This is a genomic window from Variovorax sp. KBS0712 (assembly GCF_006323185.2).
Taxonomy (GTDB): domain Bacteria; phylum Pseudomonadota; class Gammaproteobacteria; order Burkholderiales; family Burkholderiaceae_C; genus Variovorax; species Variovorax boronicumulans.
Genome location: NZ_VCCD02000001.1, coordinates 611,585 through 628,982 on the forward strand (window position 1 = coordinate 611,585; position 17,398 = coordinate 628,982).

At 68.1% G+C, this 17,398-nt stretch carries 9 protein-coding genes; 5 read left to right on the forward strand and 4 right to left on the reverse strand.

Features of this window, described 5'->3' with window-relative positions:
* Positions 1 to 14 precede the first annotated feature (14 nt).
* A complete protein-coding gene (locus FFI97_RS02685) occupies positions 15 to 7,118 on the reverse strand; it encodes a tandem-95 repeat protein (RefSeq protein WP_139704485.1) in 7,104 nt (2,367 codons plus the stop codon).
* A 621-nt stretch (positions 7,119 to 7,739) separates the two neighbouring features.
* Between FFI97_RS02685 and FFI97_RS02690 the strand changes: the two genes are divergently transcribed.
* The 4 genes from FFI97_RS02690 to FFI97_RS02705 all read left to right on the forward strand — a co-directional run bounded on the left by FFI97_RS02690 (position 7,740) and on the right by FFI97_RS02705 (position 12,459).
* Positions 7,740 to 8,567: a helix-turn-helix domain-containing protein gene (locus tag FFI97_RS02690; RefSeq protein WP_070062643.1), complete on the forward strand. Its 828-nt coding sequence runs from the start codon at positions 7,740 to 7,742 to the stop codon at positions 8,565 to 8,567.
* A 15-nt stretch (positions 8,568 to 8,582) separates the two neighbouring features.
* Positions 8,583 to 10,895, forward strand: coding sequence for a sensor histidine kinase (locus FFI97_RS02695; RefSeq protein ID WP_185993550.1), 2,313 nt, complete (start codon positions 8,583 to 8,585; stop codon positions 10,893 to 10,895).
* 119 nt (positions 10,896 to 11,014) lie between these two features.
* Positions 11,015 to 11,602 carry a PadR family transcriptional regulator gene (locus FFI97_RS02700; protein WP_062474958.1) on the forward strand — a complete coding sequence of 196 codons (588 nt, stop codon included), beginning with the start codon at positions 11,015 to 11,017 and terminating at the stop codon, positions 11,600 to 11,602.
* A gap of 14 nt (positions 11,603 to 11,616) precedes the next feature.
* The gene (locus tag FFI97_RS02705) at positions 11,617 to 12,459 is read left to right on the forward strand and encodes a siderophore-interacting protein (protein ID WP_139704481.1); all 843 of its coding nucleotides are present in this window, start codon (positions 11,617 to 11,619) and stop codon (positions 12,457 to 12,459) included.
* A 43-nt stretch (positions 12,460 to 12,502) separates the two neighbouring features.
* Here FFI97_RS02705 and corA read toward each other — a convergent pair whose 3' ends face one another.
* The 3 genes from corA to FFI97_RS02725 form a co-directional block, all read right to left on the reverse strand.
* Positions 12,503 to 13,486 (reverse strand): magnesium/cobalt transporter CorA, encoded by a 984-nt coding sequence (gene corA, locus FFI97_RS02710; RefSeq protein ID WP_139704480.1) that lies wholly within the window; start codon positions 13,484 to 13,486, stop codon positions 12,503 to 12,505.
* Between the two features lie 33 nt (positions 13,487 to 13,519).
* Complete coding sequence (locus FFI97_RS02715) at positions 13,520 to 14,089, reverse strand: hypothetical protein (protein ID WP_260684885.1); 570 nt, start codon at positions 14,087 to 14,089, stop codon at positions 13,520 to 13,522.
* Between the two features lie 142 nt (positions 14,090 to 14,231).
* Positions 14,232 to 14,507, reverse strand: coding sequence for a polysaccharide deacetylase (locus tag FFI97_RS02725; RefSeq protein WP_185993651.1), 276 nt, complete (start codon positions 14,505 to 14,507; stop codon positions 14,232 to 14,234).
* Positions 14,508 to 14,718: 211 nt separating this feature from the next.
* Here FFI97_RS02725 and mutS point away from each other — a divergent pair, with 211 nt between their 5' ends.
* Complete coding sequence (mutS, locus tag FFI97_RS02730; protein WP_185993551.1) at positions 14,719 to 17,385, forward strand: DNA mismatch repair protein MutS; 2,667 nt, start codon at positions 14,719 to 14,721, stop codon at positions 17,383 to 17,385.
* Positions 17,386 to 17,398 lie beyond the last annotated feature (13 nt).

Consider the following 17,398-nt stretch of genomic DNA (forward strand, 5'->3'; position numbering starts at 1 on the left):
GGCACACCGGTCGGTCAGTGGTGAAGCGCGAGGCCCATGTGGAGCTCGTCGTCGAGCGAAGGCGCCACGGGCGGTGCGTAGGCCGCGAGCGAATCTGCGGACGACGCCAGCGACAGCACCGAGGGAGACGCCTGCGTGCCACCGAAGGCCGGTGGGAACGCGGCCTGCAGCAGCGCGTGCAGCGACTCGGCGGCGCCGAAGCCCTGCAGCATGTCGGACAGCTGCAGCCCTCCCCATGCCGGACCGTCGCCGAAGGGGAAATGCGGCGCATCGTGCGGTTGCTGTTGCTGCTCGATCGACACCGTGACTTCATCGACGCCGGCCAGGCCCAGCGAGTCGGCCGAGGTGAAGAGCGCTGCCGCACCCGCTGCAGGCGTGTAGTTGACGTGCAGCGTCTGCGTGGCCACGTTGCTCGCATCGCCGTCGCGGTCGACCACCTGGTAGCTGAGGGTCTCGTCGTAGTTGTGCGAGGTGGTGGTGCGCGGTGCCACCTGGTAGCTGAACTCGCCCGTGTCGAAGTCCACCACCAGCTTGCCGCCCTTGTCGGTGGCAATGGTGACCTGGTGCGTCGCCTGGTTGTAGCTGTAGTCGCTGCTGGTGGCCGGGCCGGTCTTCGTCATCAAGCCCGTGACGCTGTTGAAGGCGTAGGTGGTGCCGTCGATGGTCAGCGTGGACACATGGCCGCCGTCGGCACCGAAGCCCGACGAGCCGCCGAGGCCGCCGGTCAGCAGGTTGCTGACCGTGGGCGGCACGCTGATCGTGCCTTGCAGCATGTCGTTCAGCTGGCTCGTGTCGGTGACGATCTTGCCGTTGGTGTTCGTGCCGGTGTTGCCGTTGTAGGCGATGGGGTCGATGTAGGCCTGCTCCGTCGGGCCCAGGCTGGAACCCAGGCCCAGTGCGAACGAGTTGATCTTGTTGTTGGTGAGGAAGGTCTTCCAGATCGCTTCTTCCGCTGCCTGGATGCCCTTGTCAGCCGCGTTGCTGCTGCTGCTGTTCCCGAGCTGGTCGGGATTGCCGTCCCCACGCGTCGGCTCGCCGTCCGTGAGGAAGTAGGACACGTTCTGGGCACCCTGCAGCTTGCCGCCAGCCGAGAAACCGCTCATCGCCGAAGCAAGGGCAGCGTCGTAGTTGGTGCTGCCACTGGCCTGCAGGTCCTGCACCAGCGCCTTGGCGTCGGCTGCCGTCATCCAGGCTTGTTGTGCCTGCCCGGTCGTGCTGAAGGTGACGAGTTGCACCCGCACCTCGCCGTACAGGTCGTAGCCGTCGATCAGGTTCTGGACGGCCGCCTTCGCACGGGAGAGCCGCGTCGGCGTCTCCTCCTCCATGCTCCCGGAGAGGTCCAGGATCACCATCAGGTTCGTGTTGATCGGCGCCACGTCGACGGACTGCTCGCCGTTCACGAGCACCGGCGCATCGTCCTTGACGGGCACGTTGAAGCCCACCGGCGCGCCGCTGAGCTGGCCATCGCTCACCACGGCCTCGAAGTGCAGGTTCGACACGCCCTCGCCGTTGCCCGCCGGGTGGTCGATCGGCGCCTTCAGCGTGACGGTGTAGCCCGCCTCGAACTGCCCCGCGCCGGTGGCGCTGACATTGCCCACGGCCACGGTCATCACCTGGGTGGTGACGCCGTCGACGGTGACGCTGCCCGTGAGCGTGTGCGTGCCCGCGTCCCAGGTCCACGACACCGGCTGGCCGCCGGAGGTGACGCCGGCCGGGCCGCTGAGCGACACCGACAGGTCGCCCGCCAAGCTGTCGGGGTCCGCGATGGAGATCTTGCCGGTCGATTGCACCGGCGGCTCGTCCGCCGCCGCAATGCCGCCGGGCAGGCTGCCTTCGGAGACGATGCCGGCGTCGGTCGCCGTGGCCGTCGGCGGGTCGTTCACCGGGTTGACGGTCACGGTCACCGTGCTGGTGGTCGTGCCGCCGTGGCCGTCGCTCACCGTGACGGTGAAGCTGTCAGTGCCGTTGAAGTTGGCATTGGGAACGTAGGTGTAGGTGCCGTTGGGGTTCACCGTCACCGTGCCGTTCGACGGGTTGCTGCCCTTGGTGTAGGTGAGCGTGTCGCCGTCGACGTCGCTGCCGACGATCTGGCCGCTGACGGGCGTGTCTTCGTCCGTGGTCTTGGTGTCGTCGGGAGCCGTCGGCGCCTCGTTGACGTTCTGCTCGTTGAGCGTGACGGGGATGTTCGTCGTGACGGTTCCGTCGCTCGCACCGACCACCAGCGAATGCGCGTTGGCGCCCGCTTCGTAGTCGTTGACGAAGGCTGCAGCGCCTGCCGGCGTGAGGCTGATCTCGCCGGTGGCCGGATCGATGGCGAAGTAGCCGTTGTCGTTGCCCGAGAGGATGCTGTAGGTGACGTTCGCGCTGTCGATGTCGGTGGCGTGGACCGTGCCGAGCACGGTGCCCGCAGTGCGGTTCTCGTCGTAGCCGAAGACGTAGCCGGTGGCCGAGTCCACCGGCGTGCCACCGCCGTCGACGAACACCGGGGCGTCGTTGACGGGGTTGATGGTCACGTTCACCGTGCTGGTGGTGGTTCCACCGTGACCGTCGCTCACCGTCACCGTGAAGCTGTCGGCGCCGTTGAAGTTCGCGCCGGGAACGTAGGTGTACGTGCCATCGGGATTGACCGTGACCGTGCCGTGCGCCGGATCGCTGCCCTTGGCGTACGTCAGCGCGTCGCCGTCGACGTCGCTGCCGATCACTTGACCGCTGACGGGCGTGTCTTCGTCCGTCGTCGTGGTGTAGTTGGGCACCGTCGGTGCGTCGTTGATGTTCTGCTCGTTGAGCGTGACGGGGATGGTGGTCGTGGCCGTGCCATCGGTCGCGCCGATCACCAGCGAGTGCGCGTTGGCGCCTGCTTCGTAGTCATTGACGAAGGCCGCAGCGCCTGCCGGCGTGAGGCTGATCTCGCCCGTGGTGGGGTCGATGGCGAAGTAGCCCTGGTCGTTGCCCGAGAGGATGCTGTAGGTGACGTTCGCGCTGTCGATGTCCGTGGCGTGGACCGTGCCGAGCACGGTGCCCGCGGGGCGGTTCTCGTCGTAGCCGAAGACGTAGCCGGTGGCCGTGTCGACCGGCGTGCCGCCGCCGTCGACGAAGACCGGAGCGTCGTTGACGGGGTTGATGGTCACGTTCACCGTGCTGGTGGTCGTGCCGCCGTGGCCGTCGCTCACCGTGACGGTGAAGCTGTCGGTGCCGTTGAAGTTGGCGTTCGGGGTGTAGGTGTAGGTGCCGTCCGCGTTGACCGTGACCGTGCCGTTCGCGGGATCGCTGCCCTTCACGTAGGTCAGCGTGTCGCCATCGACGTCGCTGCCGACCACGCTTCCGCTGACGGGTGTGTCTTCGTCCGTGGTCTGGGTGTAGTTGGGCACCGTCGGCGCGTCGTTCACCGGGTCGATCGTGACCGTCACGGTGCTGGTGGTCGTGCCGCCATGGCCGTCGCTCACGGTGACGGTGAACGTGTCGGCGCCGTTGAAGTTGGCGCTGGGGACGTAGGTGTAGGTGCCGTCAGCGTTGACCGTGACGGTGCCATGCGCAGGGCCGTTGCCCAGCGCATACGTCAGCGCATCGCCGTCCACGTCGCTGCCGATCACTTGGCCGCTGACGGGGGTGTCTTCGTCCGTGGTCTGGGCGTAGTTGGGCACCGTGGGGGCGTCGTTCACCGGGTCGATCGTGACCGTCACGGTGCTGGTGGTCGTGCCGCCGTGGCCGTCGCTCACCGTGACGGTGAACGTGTCGGTGCCGTTGAAGTTGGCGCCGGGGACGTAGGTGTACGTGCCGTCGGCATTGACGGTGACCGTGCCATGCGCCGGATCGCTGCCCTTGGTGTAGGTCAGCGCGTCGCCGTCGACGTCGCTGCCGACGACCTGGCCGTTGACCGGCGTGTCTTCGTTCGTGGTCTCGGTGTAGTTGGGCGCCGTCGGTGCGTCGTTGACCGGGTTGATGGTCACATTCACCGTACTGGTGGTCGTTTCACCGTGACCGTCGCTCACCGTCACCGTGAAGCTGTCGGTGCCGTTGAAGTTCGCGCCGGGGACGTAGGTGTAGGTGCCATCGGCGTTGACGGTCACCGTGCCGTGCGTGGGATCGCTGCCCTTCGTGTAGGTCAACGTGTCGCCGTCGACGTCGCTGCCGACGACCTGGCCGCTGACCGGCGTGTCTTCGTTCGTCGTCTCGGTGTAGTTGGGGACTGTCGGTGCATCGTTGACCGGATCGATCGTGACCGTGATGGTGCTGGTCGTCGTGCCGCCATGGCCATCGCTCACCGTGACGGTGAACGTGTCGGTGCCGTTGAAGTTGGCATTCGGGGTGTAGGTATAGGTGCCGTCCGCGTTGACCGTCACCGTGCCGTTCGCGGGGTCGCTACCCTTCACGTACGTCAGTGCATCGCCGTCGACGTCGCTGCCCACGACCTGGCCGCTGACGGGCGTGTCTTCGTTCGTGGTCTGGTTGTAGTTGGGCGCCGTCGGTGCGTCGTTGACCGGATTGATGGTCACGTTCACCGTGCTGGTGGTGGTGCCGCCATGGCCGTCGCTCACCGTGACGGTGAAGCTGTCGGTGCCGTGGAAGTTGGCACCAGGGACGTAGGTGTACGTGCCATCGGCGTTGACCGTGACCGTGCCGTGCGCTGGATCGCTGCCCTTCACGTAAGTCAGCGTGTCGCCATCGACGTCGCTGCCAACGACCTGGCCGCTCACGGGCGTGTCTTCATCCGTGGTCTTGGTGTAGTCAGGCACCGTCGGCGCATCGTTCGCCGGGTCGACCGTCACGGTCACCGTGCTCGTCGTCGTACCCCCGTGACCATCGCTCACCGTTACCGTGAAGCTGTCCGTCCCGTGGAAGTCCGGGTTCGGCGTATAGGTGTACGTGCCATCCGGATTGACCGTGACAGAGCCGTTCGAAGGATTGCTGCCCTTGGTGTAGGTCAACGTGTCACCGTCGACGTCGCTGCCGATGACCTTGCCGTTGACGGGCGTGTCCTCGTTCGTGGTCTGGTTGTAGTTGGGCGCCGTCGGGGCGTCGTTGACCGGATCGACGGTGACGGTGACGGTGCTGGTCGTCGTGCCGCCGTGGCCGTCACTGACCGTGACGGTGAACGTGTCGGTGCCGTTGAAGTTCGGGTTCGGCGTGTAGACGTACGTGCCATCCGGATTGACCGTGACAGAGCCATTCGAGGGGTTGCTGCCCTTCGTGTAGGTCAGCGCATCGCCGTCCACGTCAGTACCCGTCACCTTGCCGTTGACCGGCGTGTCTTCGTTCGTGGTCTGGTTGTAGTTGGGCGCCGTCGGGGCGTCGTTGACCGGGTTGATGGTCACGTTCACCGTGCTGGTGGTGTTGCCGCCGTGGCCATCGCTCACCGTGACGGTGAAGCTGTCGGTGCCGTTGAAGTTCGTACCCGGGGTGTAGGTGTACGTGCCATCAGCGTTGACCGTGACCGTGCCGTGCGCGGGGTCGCTGCCCTTGGTGTACGTCAGCGCGTCGCCATCGACGTCACTGCCGACGACCTTGCCGCTGACCGGCGTGTCTTCATTCGTGGTCTCGATGTAGTTGGGCGCCGTCGGTGCGTCGTTGACCGGATTGATGGTCACGTTCACCGTGCTGGTGGTCGTGCCACCGTGGCCGTCGCTCACCGTCACGGTGAAGCTGTCGGTGCCGTTGAAGTTGGCGCCGGGGACGTAGATGTACGTGCCATCGGCGTTGACCGTGACCGTGCCGTGCGCCGGATCGCTGCCCTTGGTGTACGTCAGGGTGTCGCCATCGACGTCGCTGCCAACGACCTGGCCGCTGACGGGTGTGTCTTCGTTCTTGGTCTCGATGTAGTTGGGCGCCGTCGGTGCGTCATTGACCGGGTTGACGGTCACGTTCACCGTGCTGGTGAACGTGCCGCCGTTGCCGTCACTAACCGTCACGGTGAAGCTGTCGGTGCCATTGAAGTTCAGATTCGGCGTGTAGACATACGTGCCATCGGGATTGACCGTGACCGTGCCGTTCGCCGGATCGCTGCCCTTCACGTACGTCAGCGCATCGCCATCGACGTCGGTGCCGACCACGCTTCCGCTGATCGGCATGTCTTCGTTCGTCGTCTCGTCGTAGTCCGGCGCCTTGGGCGCGTCGTTGACGGGCGAGACCGTCACCGTCACCGTGCTCGTCGTCGTACCGCCATGGCCATCGCTCACCGTCACCGTGAAGCTGTCCGTCCCATGGAAGTCCGGGTTCGGCGTGTACGTGTACGTGCCGTCCGGGTTGACCGTGACCGTGCCGTGCGCCGGGTCGCTGCCCTTCGTGTAGGTCAGCGTGTCGCCACTGTCGATGTCGCTGCCGGTCACGCGGCCGCTCACGGGCGTGTCTTCGGTCGTGGTCTCCGTGTAGTCGGGCGCGGTGGGTGCGTCGTTCACGGGCGAGACGGTCACGGGCACCGTGACGGTGGTGGTGCCGCCCTTGCCGTCGCTGACGGTCACCTCGAAGCTGTCGGGCCCTTCGTAGCCGGGCTTGGGCGTGTAGACGAACTGGCCCGTGGACGGATCAACGGTGACGGTGCCGTGCTCGGGGCCCTTGGCGACGGTGTAGGTCAGCGTGTCACGGTCCGGGTCGGTCGCGTGCACTTGTCCGCTAACAGGCTTGTCCTGGTCGGTGACGACAGGCTCGGCCTTGCCTTCGGGGCCGCGGTTCTGCGCGGGAAGCAACGGCGGAATGAAAGCCGGGCCACCACCGCCGCCGCCACCGCTCGCGGCGGCACCGACGCCCAGCACGCCGAGCGCGCCCAGCAGCCAGCCCGGCACGCCGTCGGGCAGCAAGGCGCCGCCGGCGTCGTTCCATTCGATCTCGGTGAAGTGGAAGTCTTTCCAGGGCGCGGTGTACTGGCCCCACCACTGCACGCCGGCGCCGTCTTCGAGCACGAGGTCGTTGCGGCCGGCGTCGGGGTACTCGGCGAAGAAGCCGCGCACGGCGACTTCCTGGCCGTCGCGCAGCACGAGCACGAGGTCGTCGCCGCGGCGCTCGAACTTGAGCACGCTCTCGGGCGCGATCTTCAGCGTGACGATCGACGGGCGATCCAGAACCAGAGGGGCTTCCGCCGTCGCTTTGCGGGATGACGCGCCACCAGACTTGTAAACAGCTTCCATGATTGGTCTTTCTCCTTGACTCCGGACCTCGGGCGAGCCCTCGCTTTCAGCGAACAGCCCGGGTCGCACGTTGGGAAATCTCGAAGGCCGCGGGTGGCTCTCGAGGACTCGCCGGCGCGACCCGGTGCGCGGATCACGCAGGCTTGCGCTTGCATGGGGCGGGATTCTTGGTTCGGGGGGGTGTCCGGACTTTTGCCGGAGAGGCCGTGGCGTTTGCCGTGGCGTACAACTGTTCACAAACGTGTGTGAATGTCGAATACTTCACACGATTGGCGAAAGAAAATCAGCAATTCGCAAGTTGGGAAAGCGAGCGCTGGCGGTCTTTTGGCTTACGGGCTTTTGCCGGAGCGTCCAATTCTTTTGATGGACGGAATCGGCCCGGCTATTTCCTGCAATACCGGACGGGCCCTGTCCAGCACCCCGTTTTCCCTCTGACAGCCCCCCTCGCCGCGGCACCTTTTTTAAGGCCTCGGGCGTCAATGGCGGGTGAATCGATCAGGAATGAAGACCGGTCATTGGATGAATTTGCATTTCTTGTGACAATGATTACCAAATTAATTTCTTGGTTACATTGTTTCGGCCACAGGGCGTTCCAACGCGGTGCCGGCGCCCCCTCTTTCCATGTCCTATTGGTCACCTCCGGAGCCCCGGAGAGCTCATCTTCTGGTTGTCGACGACAACGTTGACGAACTCAAGCTTTTGCTGGAAACGCTGCGGGGCACCGGCTACCGCATCACGCTCGCCTTCGACGCGATGGAGGGTTACCGGCGGGCGACGACGCTGCAGATGGACCTGGTGCTGCTGGACGTGCGCCTGGGCGGCACCGACGGGTTTGCCGCCTGCCGCCTGCTGAAGGCCGACCCGGCCACGGCGGACATTCCGGTGATCTTCGTGACCTCGTCGGCCAGCCTGGAAGAGCGCCTGACGGGCCTGCGGGCGGGCGCGGTCGACTACATCGTGAAGCCCTTCGACCCGGCCGAGGTGATGGCCCGCGTCGAGATTCACCTGGCGCTGGCGGAATCCCGCAGGGCGCGCACCGCCCCTGCCCCGCAGCCTGCGCCCCCGCCCGACAGCCCCGCCGCGAACGACGGCGGCGCGCCGGGCTCGGGCATGGACCGCGCGCTCATGCAGGCGGCGGAGCGACTCATCCTGGCCGACCTGAGCCGCGTGCTGCCGCTGCGCGAGCTGGCGGCACGCGTGGGCACGCACGAAAAGCGCCTGTCGCGCGTGTTCAAGGAGCTGACGAACCGCACGGTGTTCGAGTTCGTGCGCGAAGCGCGGCTGCACGAGGCGCAGCGCCTGCTGCTCGAATCGGCCATGCGCATCGAAGAGATCGCCGCGGCGGTGGGGTTCTCGAGCGCCGCGAACTTCGCGACGGCGTTTCGCGAGTACTTCGACTGCACGCCCTCGGCCTGTCGCCAGGCCGGTGTCGAACGTTCCGGCACCTGACGCGCGATGCATCCGGTGCGCACACGCCCCTGGTGGGCAAGCGGTCTGCTGCTCGGCCTGGCCTTGTGGTTGTGGGGCTTCGCGGCCAGCGCGGCGGAAGCCGTCAGGTTCAGCGCACTTGCCCGCGGCAAGGTCGCCATCGAACAGACCATCGAGGTGTTCGCAGACCCCACGGCCCGCCTGTCGGCGCGCGAGGTGCTCGCAGTGCCGAGCGGTGGTGCGAACGGGTTCCTGCCCGCCACGCCCGACCAGCTGATGCGCGGGTTCTCGACCTCGGCGGTCTGGCTGCGCCTGTCGCTGGTCAACGATGCGCAGGAGGTGCGCACGGCGCGGTTCGGGCTCAACGTGACGTGGCTGCGGCATGTCGACTTTCATCTGCTGCGCACGCGCAATGGCCAACCCGCATGGACGCACGCGCAGGCCGGCGTGTCCGACCCGATGGACAGCACGCACCGCCACGACCGCATTCCACAGATGCAGATCGATCTGCAGCCGGGCGAGTCGGTGCAGGTGCTGGTGCGCGTCATGAGCACGGGCCAGATCAAGCTGGTGCTGGAGCTGCACACCGACGAGGCGTGGCATCACATCGAACGCAACCATGCGCTGCTCAGCGGCCTGCTGATCGGGGGGCTGCTGGCCTTCGCGGTGTATTCGGCGGCGCTGTGGTGGATTTCGCGCGCGCCGATGCTCGCGTTCCAGGCGGGGAGCTTTGCGCTGCTGGCGCTGTACGAGGCCACCTACCGCGGCTATGCGCGCATCGCGCTGTGGCCCGACAGCACCGACTGGAGCTACCGCGGCCACAGCGTGATGGTGGCGGCCACGGCGCTGTGCCTGCTGCTGTACTTTCACGAGCGCGGCCGCCAGAGCCCGGTGCGCGTGCCCGGGCGCCCGCTGCTGTTCGCGCTGGCCGGTGTCGAGATCGTCGTGCTGCTGGGCACCCTGCTCGGTCCCTATGCGACCTTCGCGGCCATCGGCATCGTGAACGCGCCACTGATCGTGCTCGCGCTGACGGTCTGCACCTTCATCTACCAGCGGCGCGCCGGCCCGGGCGGGCGGCTGTCGCTGCTGGTGATGCTCGTGATCTGCGTGGGCGCGCTGATGCGCATGTCGGCGCTGATGTTCGCGGAGCGCTCGATGTCCGACTTCGACCACTATGCGCTGGCGTTCCCCGGCATGCTGGTGGGCGCGTTCGCGATCACGGCGTGGTCGTTCCAGGAGACGCGCCAGCGCAACGCGGCGCAGCAGACGCTGCTGCAGTGGCAGGCGCAGGAGCAGCAGCGGCTCGAAGAAGAAGTGGTGCGCAAGACCCGCGCCCTGAGCGAGGCGCTGGGCCAGGCCGAGCAGCGCACGCGCGAGCAGAAGGAGCTGCTGGCCTACATCAGCCACGACCTGCGCGCGCCGGTGGCCACCATCCTGGGCAACCTGCGGCTGATGCAGGACGCCGGCGACATGCCCGCGCCGACGCGGCTCGCAACCATCGAACGCAGCGCGGCCTACCAGCTGGAGCTCATCGATGACCTGGTCGACTACGCCAAGGGCGAGCTGGCGCCGCTGGCCGTCGAGGCGCAGCCGGTGCAACTGCGCACGCTGGTCGACAACGTCGCGCAGTACGCGGACGCACTCGCGCAGCGCCAGCACAACAGCTTCGAACTCACGATCGACGGCGAGTTGCCGGCCCTGGTCCACCTGGACGGCAAGCGGCTGCAGCAGGTGGTGCTGAACCTGCTGTCGAACGCGGCCAGGTTCACGCGCAACGGCGCCATCGGGCTGCGCTTGCAGGCGCAACCGTCCCACGGCGCGTGGCTGCTGCATTTCGAGGTGACCGACAGCGGCACGGGCATCGACGCCGACACGCTCGAGCGCATGACGCGCCTGCTGGCCGACAACGCGCCCAGCATGGCGGGCGGCGGGCTCGGGCTGGTGATTGCGCAGCGCATCGTGCAGCGGATGGGCGGGCGGCTCGCCATCCACAGCGGCATGGGCTCGGGGACGCGGGTGGTGTTCTCGCTGTCGACCGAGCCGGCGCCTTCGTCGGACGCGCCTGCACCGCCGCCATCGGAACCCATCGCCGCGCCGCGCCCGCGCGCCAGGCCCCGGGCGCGCGGCCGGCTGCTGCCGGTGTTGACGCCGCTGTCGCCGGCGCAGAAGGACGAACTCGAAGTGCTCGCCCGCGACGGGCGCTGGAGCGACCTGCACGAGTGGGTGAACCGGCTGGCCGCCGAGGCGCACAGCCAGCCGATGGTGCTGACGCTGCGCCAGGCGCTGGACCGGCTGGACTTCGAGCAGATCCGGCTGATTGCGCGCGCGGCGCCTTTGCGCCCGCTGTAGTCCGAAGGGGCCGCGCCGCCAGAACCCATGCGACCGGCAGGGTCGCCCCATGGGTGGGCTTTCGCTTTCTATTTCGATATATCTAGAATAGTCTCGACCCACTCAAGAAAGCCATCCCCATGCGCCACCTTCACCACGCTCCGCACCACCATCACCACCGCCACGCCCCGCGCGGCGAACACGAAGACGGCCTGGCCGGCGGCGGCCGCGGGATGCGCGGCGGGCGCGGCGGCGGCGCGGGCCGGGTGTTCGGCCACGGCGGGCTGCGCTTCGTGCTGCTGCAGCTCATTGCCGACAAGCCCTCGCACGGCTACGAACTCATCAAGGCCATCGAAGACCGCCTGGGCGGCACCTACGCGCCGAGCCCCGGCGTGGTCTACCCCACGCTCACGCTGCTGGAAGAGCTGGGCTACCTGAGCGTGGAAACCGCCGACGTCGGCGGTCGCAAGCGCTACAGCATCACGCCGAGCGGCCAGGAGTTCCTGGCCGCCAACCGCGAAACGGCCGACGCCATGATGGCCCGCATGGCGGGCGGCGTGGACGGCGCCGGCCCGCGCGCCGGACGGCCCCCGCAAGTCACCCGCGCCATCGAGAACCTCAAGCTCGCGATGCGCCTGCGCCTTGGCGGCGCCCCCCTCACCGAACAACAAGCCCACGAATTCGCCGCGGTGCTCGACAGCGCCGCACAACAGCTCGAACGCATCTGAACCCATCTCTGCAAATGACCGACTTCACAACCACTGCTTCTTCTTCCAACACGCCCGACCGCACGCCCCGCCGCGTGCGCCACGAACTGCGTTTTCGCCAACTCACGGTGAAGACCGTGCAGCGCGTGACGCCGCACCTGATCCGCATCACGCTGACCGGCGACGCGCTCCAGGGCTTCACCAGCCCCGGCTTCGACGACCACGCGAAGCTGTTCTTTCCCGATGTCGCCACCGGCCAGCTCACGCTGCCGACCGCCGGCCCCGACGGCCCCGTGTGGCCCGAGGGCGGGCGCCCCGCCATGCGCGACTACACGCCGCGCCGCCACGACCCACAGGCCAATACGCTCGAGATCGACTTCGCGCTGCACGACGCCGGCCCCGCCACGCAGTGGGCCGAGCAGGCCAAGCCCGGCGACATCGTCGGCGTAGGCGGCCCGCGCGGCTCGTTCATCGTGCCGACCGAATTCGACTGGCACCTGCTGATCGGCGACGACACCGCCCTGCCCGCCATCTCTCGCCGCCTGGCCGAACTGCCGGCCGGCGCGCGCGTGGTGGTGCTGGCGGAAGTCGACAGCGCAGCCGACGAGATTCCTTTGGAGACGCAGGCCGAGCTCACGCTGCGCTGGGTGCACCGCGAAGGCGCCGCGCCGGGACTGAGCCCCGTGCTGGTCGACACGCTGAAAGCGATGACGCTGCCGGACGGTGACTTCCACGCCTGGGTCGGTTGCGAATCGGCGATCGCGAAGGCGCTGCGCGCGCACCTCGTGGGCGAGCGCGGTGCGAACCCGAAGTGGGTTCGGGCGTCGGGTTACTGGCGTCGCGGTGCGGTGGCGACGCACGACACGCACGACGAATAAGGAAGGCGCGACTCAGTCGCGAAGCCCGGGGCCGGGCTTCGCGCTAGAGCCAGCCGACGCGCTTGAACCGGTAGTAGAGGTAGCCGCAGGTGCTGACGATCAGCCCCAGCGCCATCGCGTATCCATAGCGGAATTTCAGCTCGGGCATGTGCTCGAAGTTCATGCCCCAGATGCCCGCGAAGGCGGTGCACACCGCGAAGATGCTGGCCCAGGCGGCGAGCCGCTTGGTCACTTCGCTCTCCTCGATGGTGACCATCGAGAGGTTCACCTGCACCGCCGTGGCGATGGTGTCGCGCACCGCGTCGATCGAACCGTTGATGCGCACCAGGTGGTCGCCCACGTCGCGGAAATATTCCTGCGTGCCCACGCAGATCTGCGGGACGCGCCCGCCGTGCAGCTTGCCCGCTGCCTCCACCAGCGGCGCCACCGCGCGCTTGAGGATGAGGCTGCGGCGCTTCAGGTCGTACAGCTGCTTGATCTTGTCGCGCGCCGCGCCGCCCTGCGCAAAGATCTGCTGCTCGATGGATTCGAGTTCCACTTCGAGCGCGTCGATCACCGGAAAGTAGCGGTCGACCACCGCGTCCATCAGCGCATAGAGCACGAAGCCCGCGCCGTTGCGCAGCAGGTCAGGCTCGCGCTCGCAACGCTCGCGCACGCCCAGGAAGCCCTGCTGGCTGCGGTTGCGCACCGACAGCACGTAGTTGCGGCCGACGAACACGTTGACCTCGCCCACGTTCACGCTGTGCTCGCCTTCGGCTTCGGTCGAGGGCTCGACCAGGTGCATCACGACGAACAGCGAGTCGCCGTACTCCTCGACCTTGGGACGCTGGTGGCCGTGCTGGGCGTCTTCGACGGCCAGCGGGTGCAGGTCGAATTCGTCCTGCATCTGGGCCAGCTCTTCGGGCGTGGCGTCGCTCAACGCCACCCAGACGAAACAGCCGGCGCGGGAGATGTAGTCGCTGATGTCCTCGACGGGAATGTCGGCGAGCTTGGCGCCGTTTTCATAGGCCACGCAGTTGATCAGCATCGGGACGTTTCCCTCTTCGAACTTGGAATGAACTCAGGCCGCCGCATCGGTCGGTGCGGTCGCGGCCAGGCGGGCCGTGTCGGCCAGCGAGGCCTCGATGGCCTGCGTCTCGCGCGCGAGCAGGGCCAGCCCCTGGTCGGCGAACGCGCGGTGACTGGCCACGTCGGCCCACAGGCTCGCCGCAGCTTCGGCACACGTCAGCGACGTGAAGCGGATGCGGCCCTTGGCCAGCGCGACGAAGCGCTGCTCGCGCAGCGGATCGGCCCGGTCCCAGGCGCCGCCGATGAGCACGCGCTTGCCGCGCTTGATGCGGGGTTCGCGCTCGGCGAAGAAAGGCAGCTTGGCGCCGAACCAGCCCGGCAGGCCGGTGTTCAGCGCGGTGTCGAAAGCCGAGGGCGCGGCGTTCGCCTTGGCGAATTCGCGCAGCGTGCCGAGCTGGTAGAGCGCCGGGTCCTTGGCACCGCCCGTGCCTTCGACGGGTCGGATGACGGACGGGCCGCTGTTGCCCGTGCCCGGTCGCCCTTCGGGCCGTTTCGACTTGCGCAGGTCCGCCAGCTGGGCCGGCGACATGCACAGGTACAGCGCCGCAAGGTCAGCGGGCAAGGTGGCGGTGTCCGGGAGCGCGTCCGCTGCAGGGCCTTTGATTTCATCCGACGGGGCCATGGGCGCCTTTGTTCTTCACGCGGGGTTTGCGCCGAGGGATTTTAGGAGCGGCGATGCAGGCCGCCGCCCGCGCCCGACCGCGTCAGTGCTCGGGGCCGCCCTGCCCCTGCCCCTGCCCCTGCCCCTGCCCCTGCCCCTGCCCCTGCCCCTGCGGCTCGGGCGCCGGGGCCGGCAGCCATTGCAGCTCGTCCGGCAGGTACGGCCGCGACCAGCTCATGCCGTCCAGCCGCACGCGCAGCGTGAGCCCCCGCACGGTGGTCACGGTGCCGGGCTGCCCGTGCACCAGCACCCTGGCGCCCTTGCGGGCAGGCACATGAAATCGTTTCCGGATGTCCTCGTAGCTCACTGGGGTCTCCATGGAGAAAAAAGGTCGCGTGCGCCCGCGTAGTCATGCGCATGCGCATGGCTACGCACGGGGGAGCTGTCTGGATTCAGGGGAATGCGGCCAAAGTGGACGCGGCAGGGGCGTCGGTGCGGGGAGGCCGGCGCGCACGCCGATGGCCGTCCCCGATAATGACCCGATCCCCGGGATGCGCAGCGCGCACCCTCTTTTCTTCTCCACGGATTCAATGACCTTACCGGTGAAAAGCACCAAAGATCAAGCCCCCTCGGCTGGCGATTTCGCCGGGCACACGCCGATGATGGCGCAGTACTTAGGCCTCAAGGCCGACCATCCGGACACCCTGCTGTTCTACCGGATGGGCGATTTCTACGAACTGTTCTGGGCCGACGCCGAAAAGGCCTCGCGCCTGCTCGACATCACGCTCACCCAGCGCGGCCAGTCGGCCGGGCAGCCGGTGCTGATGTGCGGCGTGCCCTTCCACTCGGTCGACACCTACCTCGCGCGGCTCATCAAGCTGGGCGAATCGGTCGCCATCTGCGAACAGGTGGGCGAGGTCGGTGCCAGCAAGGGGCCGGTCGAGCGCAAGGTGGTGCGGGTGGTCACGCCCGGCACGCTGACCGACTCGGAACTGCTCAACGACAAGAGCGATTCGCTGCTGCTCGCCGTGCATGCGGGCACGCGCAACTTCTGCGGCCTGGCCTGGCTCAGCGTGACGGGTGCCGAACTGCGGCTGGCCGAGTGCCCGGCCGACGCGCTCGAAGCCTGGATCGCGCGCATCGCACCGAGCGAGCTGCTGTACAGCGCCGAGGTCACGCCCGCCTTCGAGCAGCGCCTGAAGGCCGCGCGCGCGGCTGTGCCGTTCACGCTGTCGCTGCGTCCGGCCTGGCAGTTCGATCCCGGCCTGGGCGAGCGCAAGCTCAGCGAGCAGATGGGCAGCCACAGCCTCGCGGCGTGGAACGCCGAATCGCTGGGCAACGCGCACGCCGCCGCCGCCGCGCTACTGGGCTATGCCGAGCACACGCAGGGCCGCGCGCTGTCGCACGTGCAGCGGCTGTCGGTGGAACGCGACGGCGACCTGATCGAGCTGCCGCCCACCACGCGCCGCAACCTGGAGCTGGTGCAGACGCTGCGCGGCGAAGACGCGCCCACGATGTTCTCGCTGCTCGACACCTGCATGACGGGCATGGGCAGCCGCCTGCTCAAGCGCTGGCTGCTCTCGCCGCGCCGCGACCGCAGCGAAGCACAAGGCCGGCTCGACGCCATCGGTGCGCTGCAGTCCCCCGGGCCCGGCGCCACCGCCGCGCCCTGGCGCACGCTGCGCGAGCAACTGAAGAACACGAGCGACGTGGAACGCATCGCGGCGCGCATTGCGCTGCGGCAAGTGCGCCCGCGCGAACTGGTCGCGCTGCAGCTCGCGCTGGCGAAGGCCGAGCAACTGGCGCCGCTGCTGCCGGGCGCGGCTGCGCTGCTGGCGCAGATCACCGAACGCCTGGCACCGCCGCCGGGCTGCGCCGACCTGCTGGTGCGTGCGATCAAGCCCGATCCGTCGGCGCTGGTGCGCGACGGCGGCGTGATCGCCACGGGCCACGACGCCGAGCTCGACGAGCTGCGCGAGATCAGCGAGAACTGCGACGACTTTTTGCTCAAACTCGAGATCAGCGAGCGCGAGCGCACCGGCATCAGCAACCTGCGCGTGCAGTTCAACCGCGTGCACGGCTTCTACATCGAGGTGACGCAAAGCGCGCTCTCGAAGGTGCCCGACAACTACCGCCGCCGCCAGACGCTGAAGAACGCCGAGCGCTTCATCACGCCCGAACTCAAGGCCTTCGAAGACAAGGCACTGAGCGCGCAAGACCGCGCACTGGCGCGCGAGAAGTGGCTGTACGAGCAGCTCCTCGACGCGCTGCAGCCTTCGGTGCCCGCGCTCACGCAGCTGGCCGGCGGCATCGCTGCGCTCGACGCGCTGTGCGCGCTGGCCGAGCGCTCGCACACGCTGAACTGGCGCGCGCCGACCTTCGTGTCGCACCCGTGCATCGAGATCCAGCAGGGCCGCCATCCGGTGGTGGAGGCGCGGCTGGCCGAGAAGTCGTCGGGCGGCTTCATCGCCAACGACACGCAGATGGGGCCGCAGCAGCGCATGCAGATCATCACCGGCCCGAACATGGGCGGTAAGTCGACCTACATGCGGCAGGTGGCGATCGTGGTGCTGCTGGCGTCCATCGGCTCGCACGTGCCCGCCACGGCCTGCCGACTCGGGCCGATCGATGCGATTCACACGCGCATCGGCGCAGCGGACGACCTGGCCAACGCGCAGTCGACCTTCATGCTCGAGATGACCGAGGCCGCGCAGATCCTGCACAGCGCCACGGCGCAGTCGCTGGTGCTGATGGACGAAATCGGCCGCGGCACCAGCACCTTCGACGGCCTGGCGCTGGCGGCCGGCATCGCGGCGCAGTTGCACGACCGCAGCAAGGCCTTCACGCTGTTCGCCACGCACTACTTCGAGCTCACCGAGTTCCCGGCCACGCACCACGGCGCGGTGAACATGCACGTGAGCGCGACCGAGTCGGGCCGCGACATCGTGTTCCTGCACGAGATGCAGCCGGGCCCGGCCAGCAAGAGCTACGGCATCCAGGTGGCGCGCCTGGCGGGCATGCCCGCGGCGGTGGTCAACCACGCGCGGCAGGCGCTCGATGCGCTCGAATCGCAGCATGCGCAAACGCGTGCGCAGGTCGACCTGTTTGCGCCGCCGCCGGCCACCGAAACCCCCATGGCCAGCGCCGTAGAATCCGCGCTGGCTGCCCTCGACCCGGACGCCATGAGCCCGCGCGAAGCCCTCGACGCGCTCTATGCCCTCCAGAAACTGAACGCACGTGAACGCAGTACCGCATGAGCGGGCCCAGTTC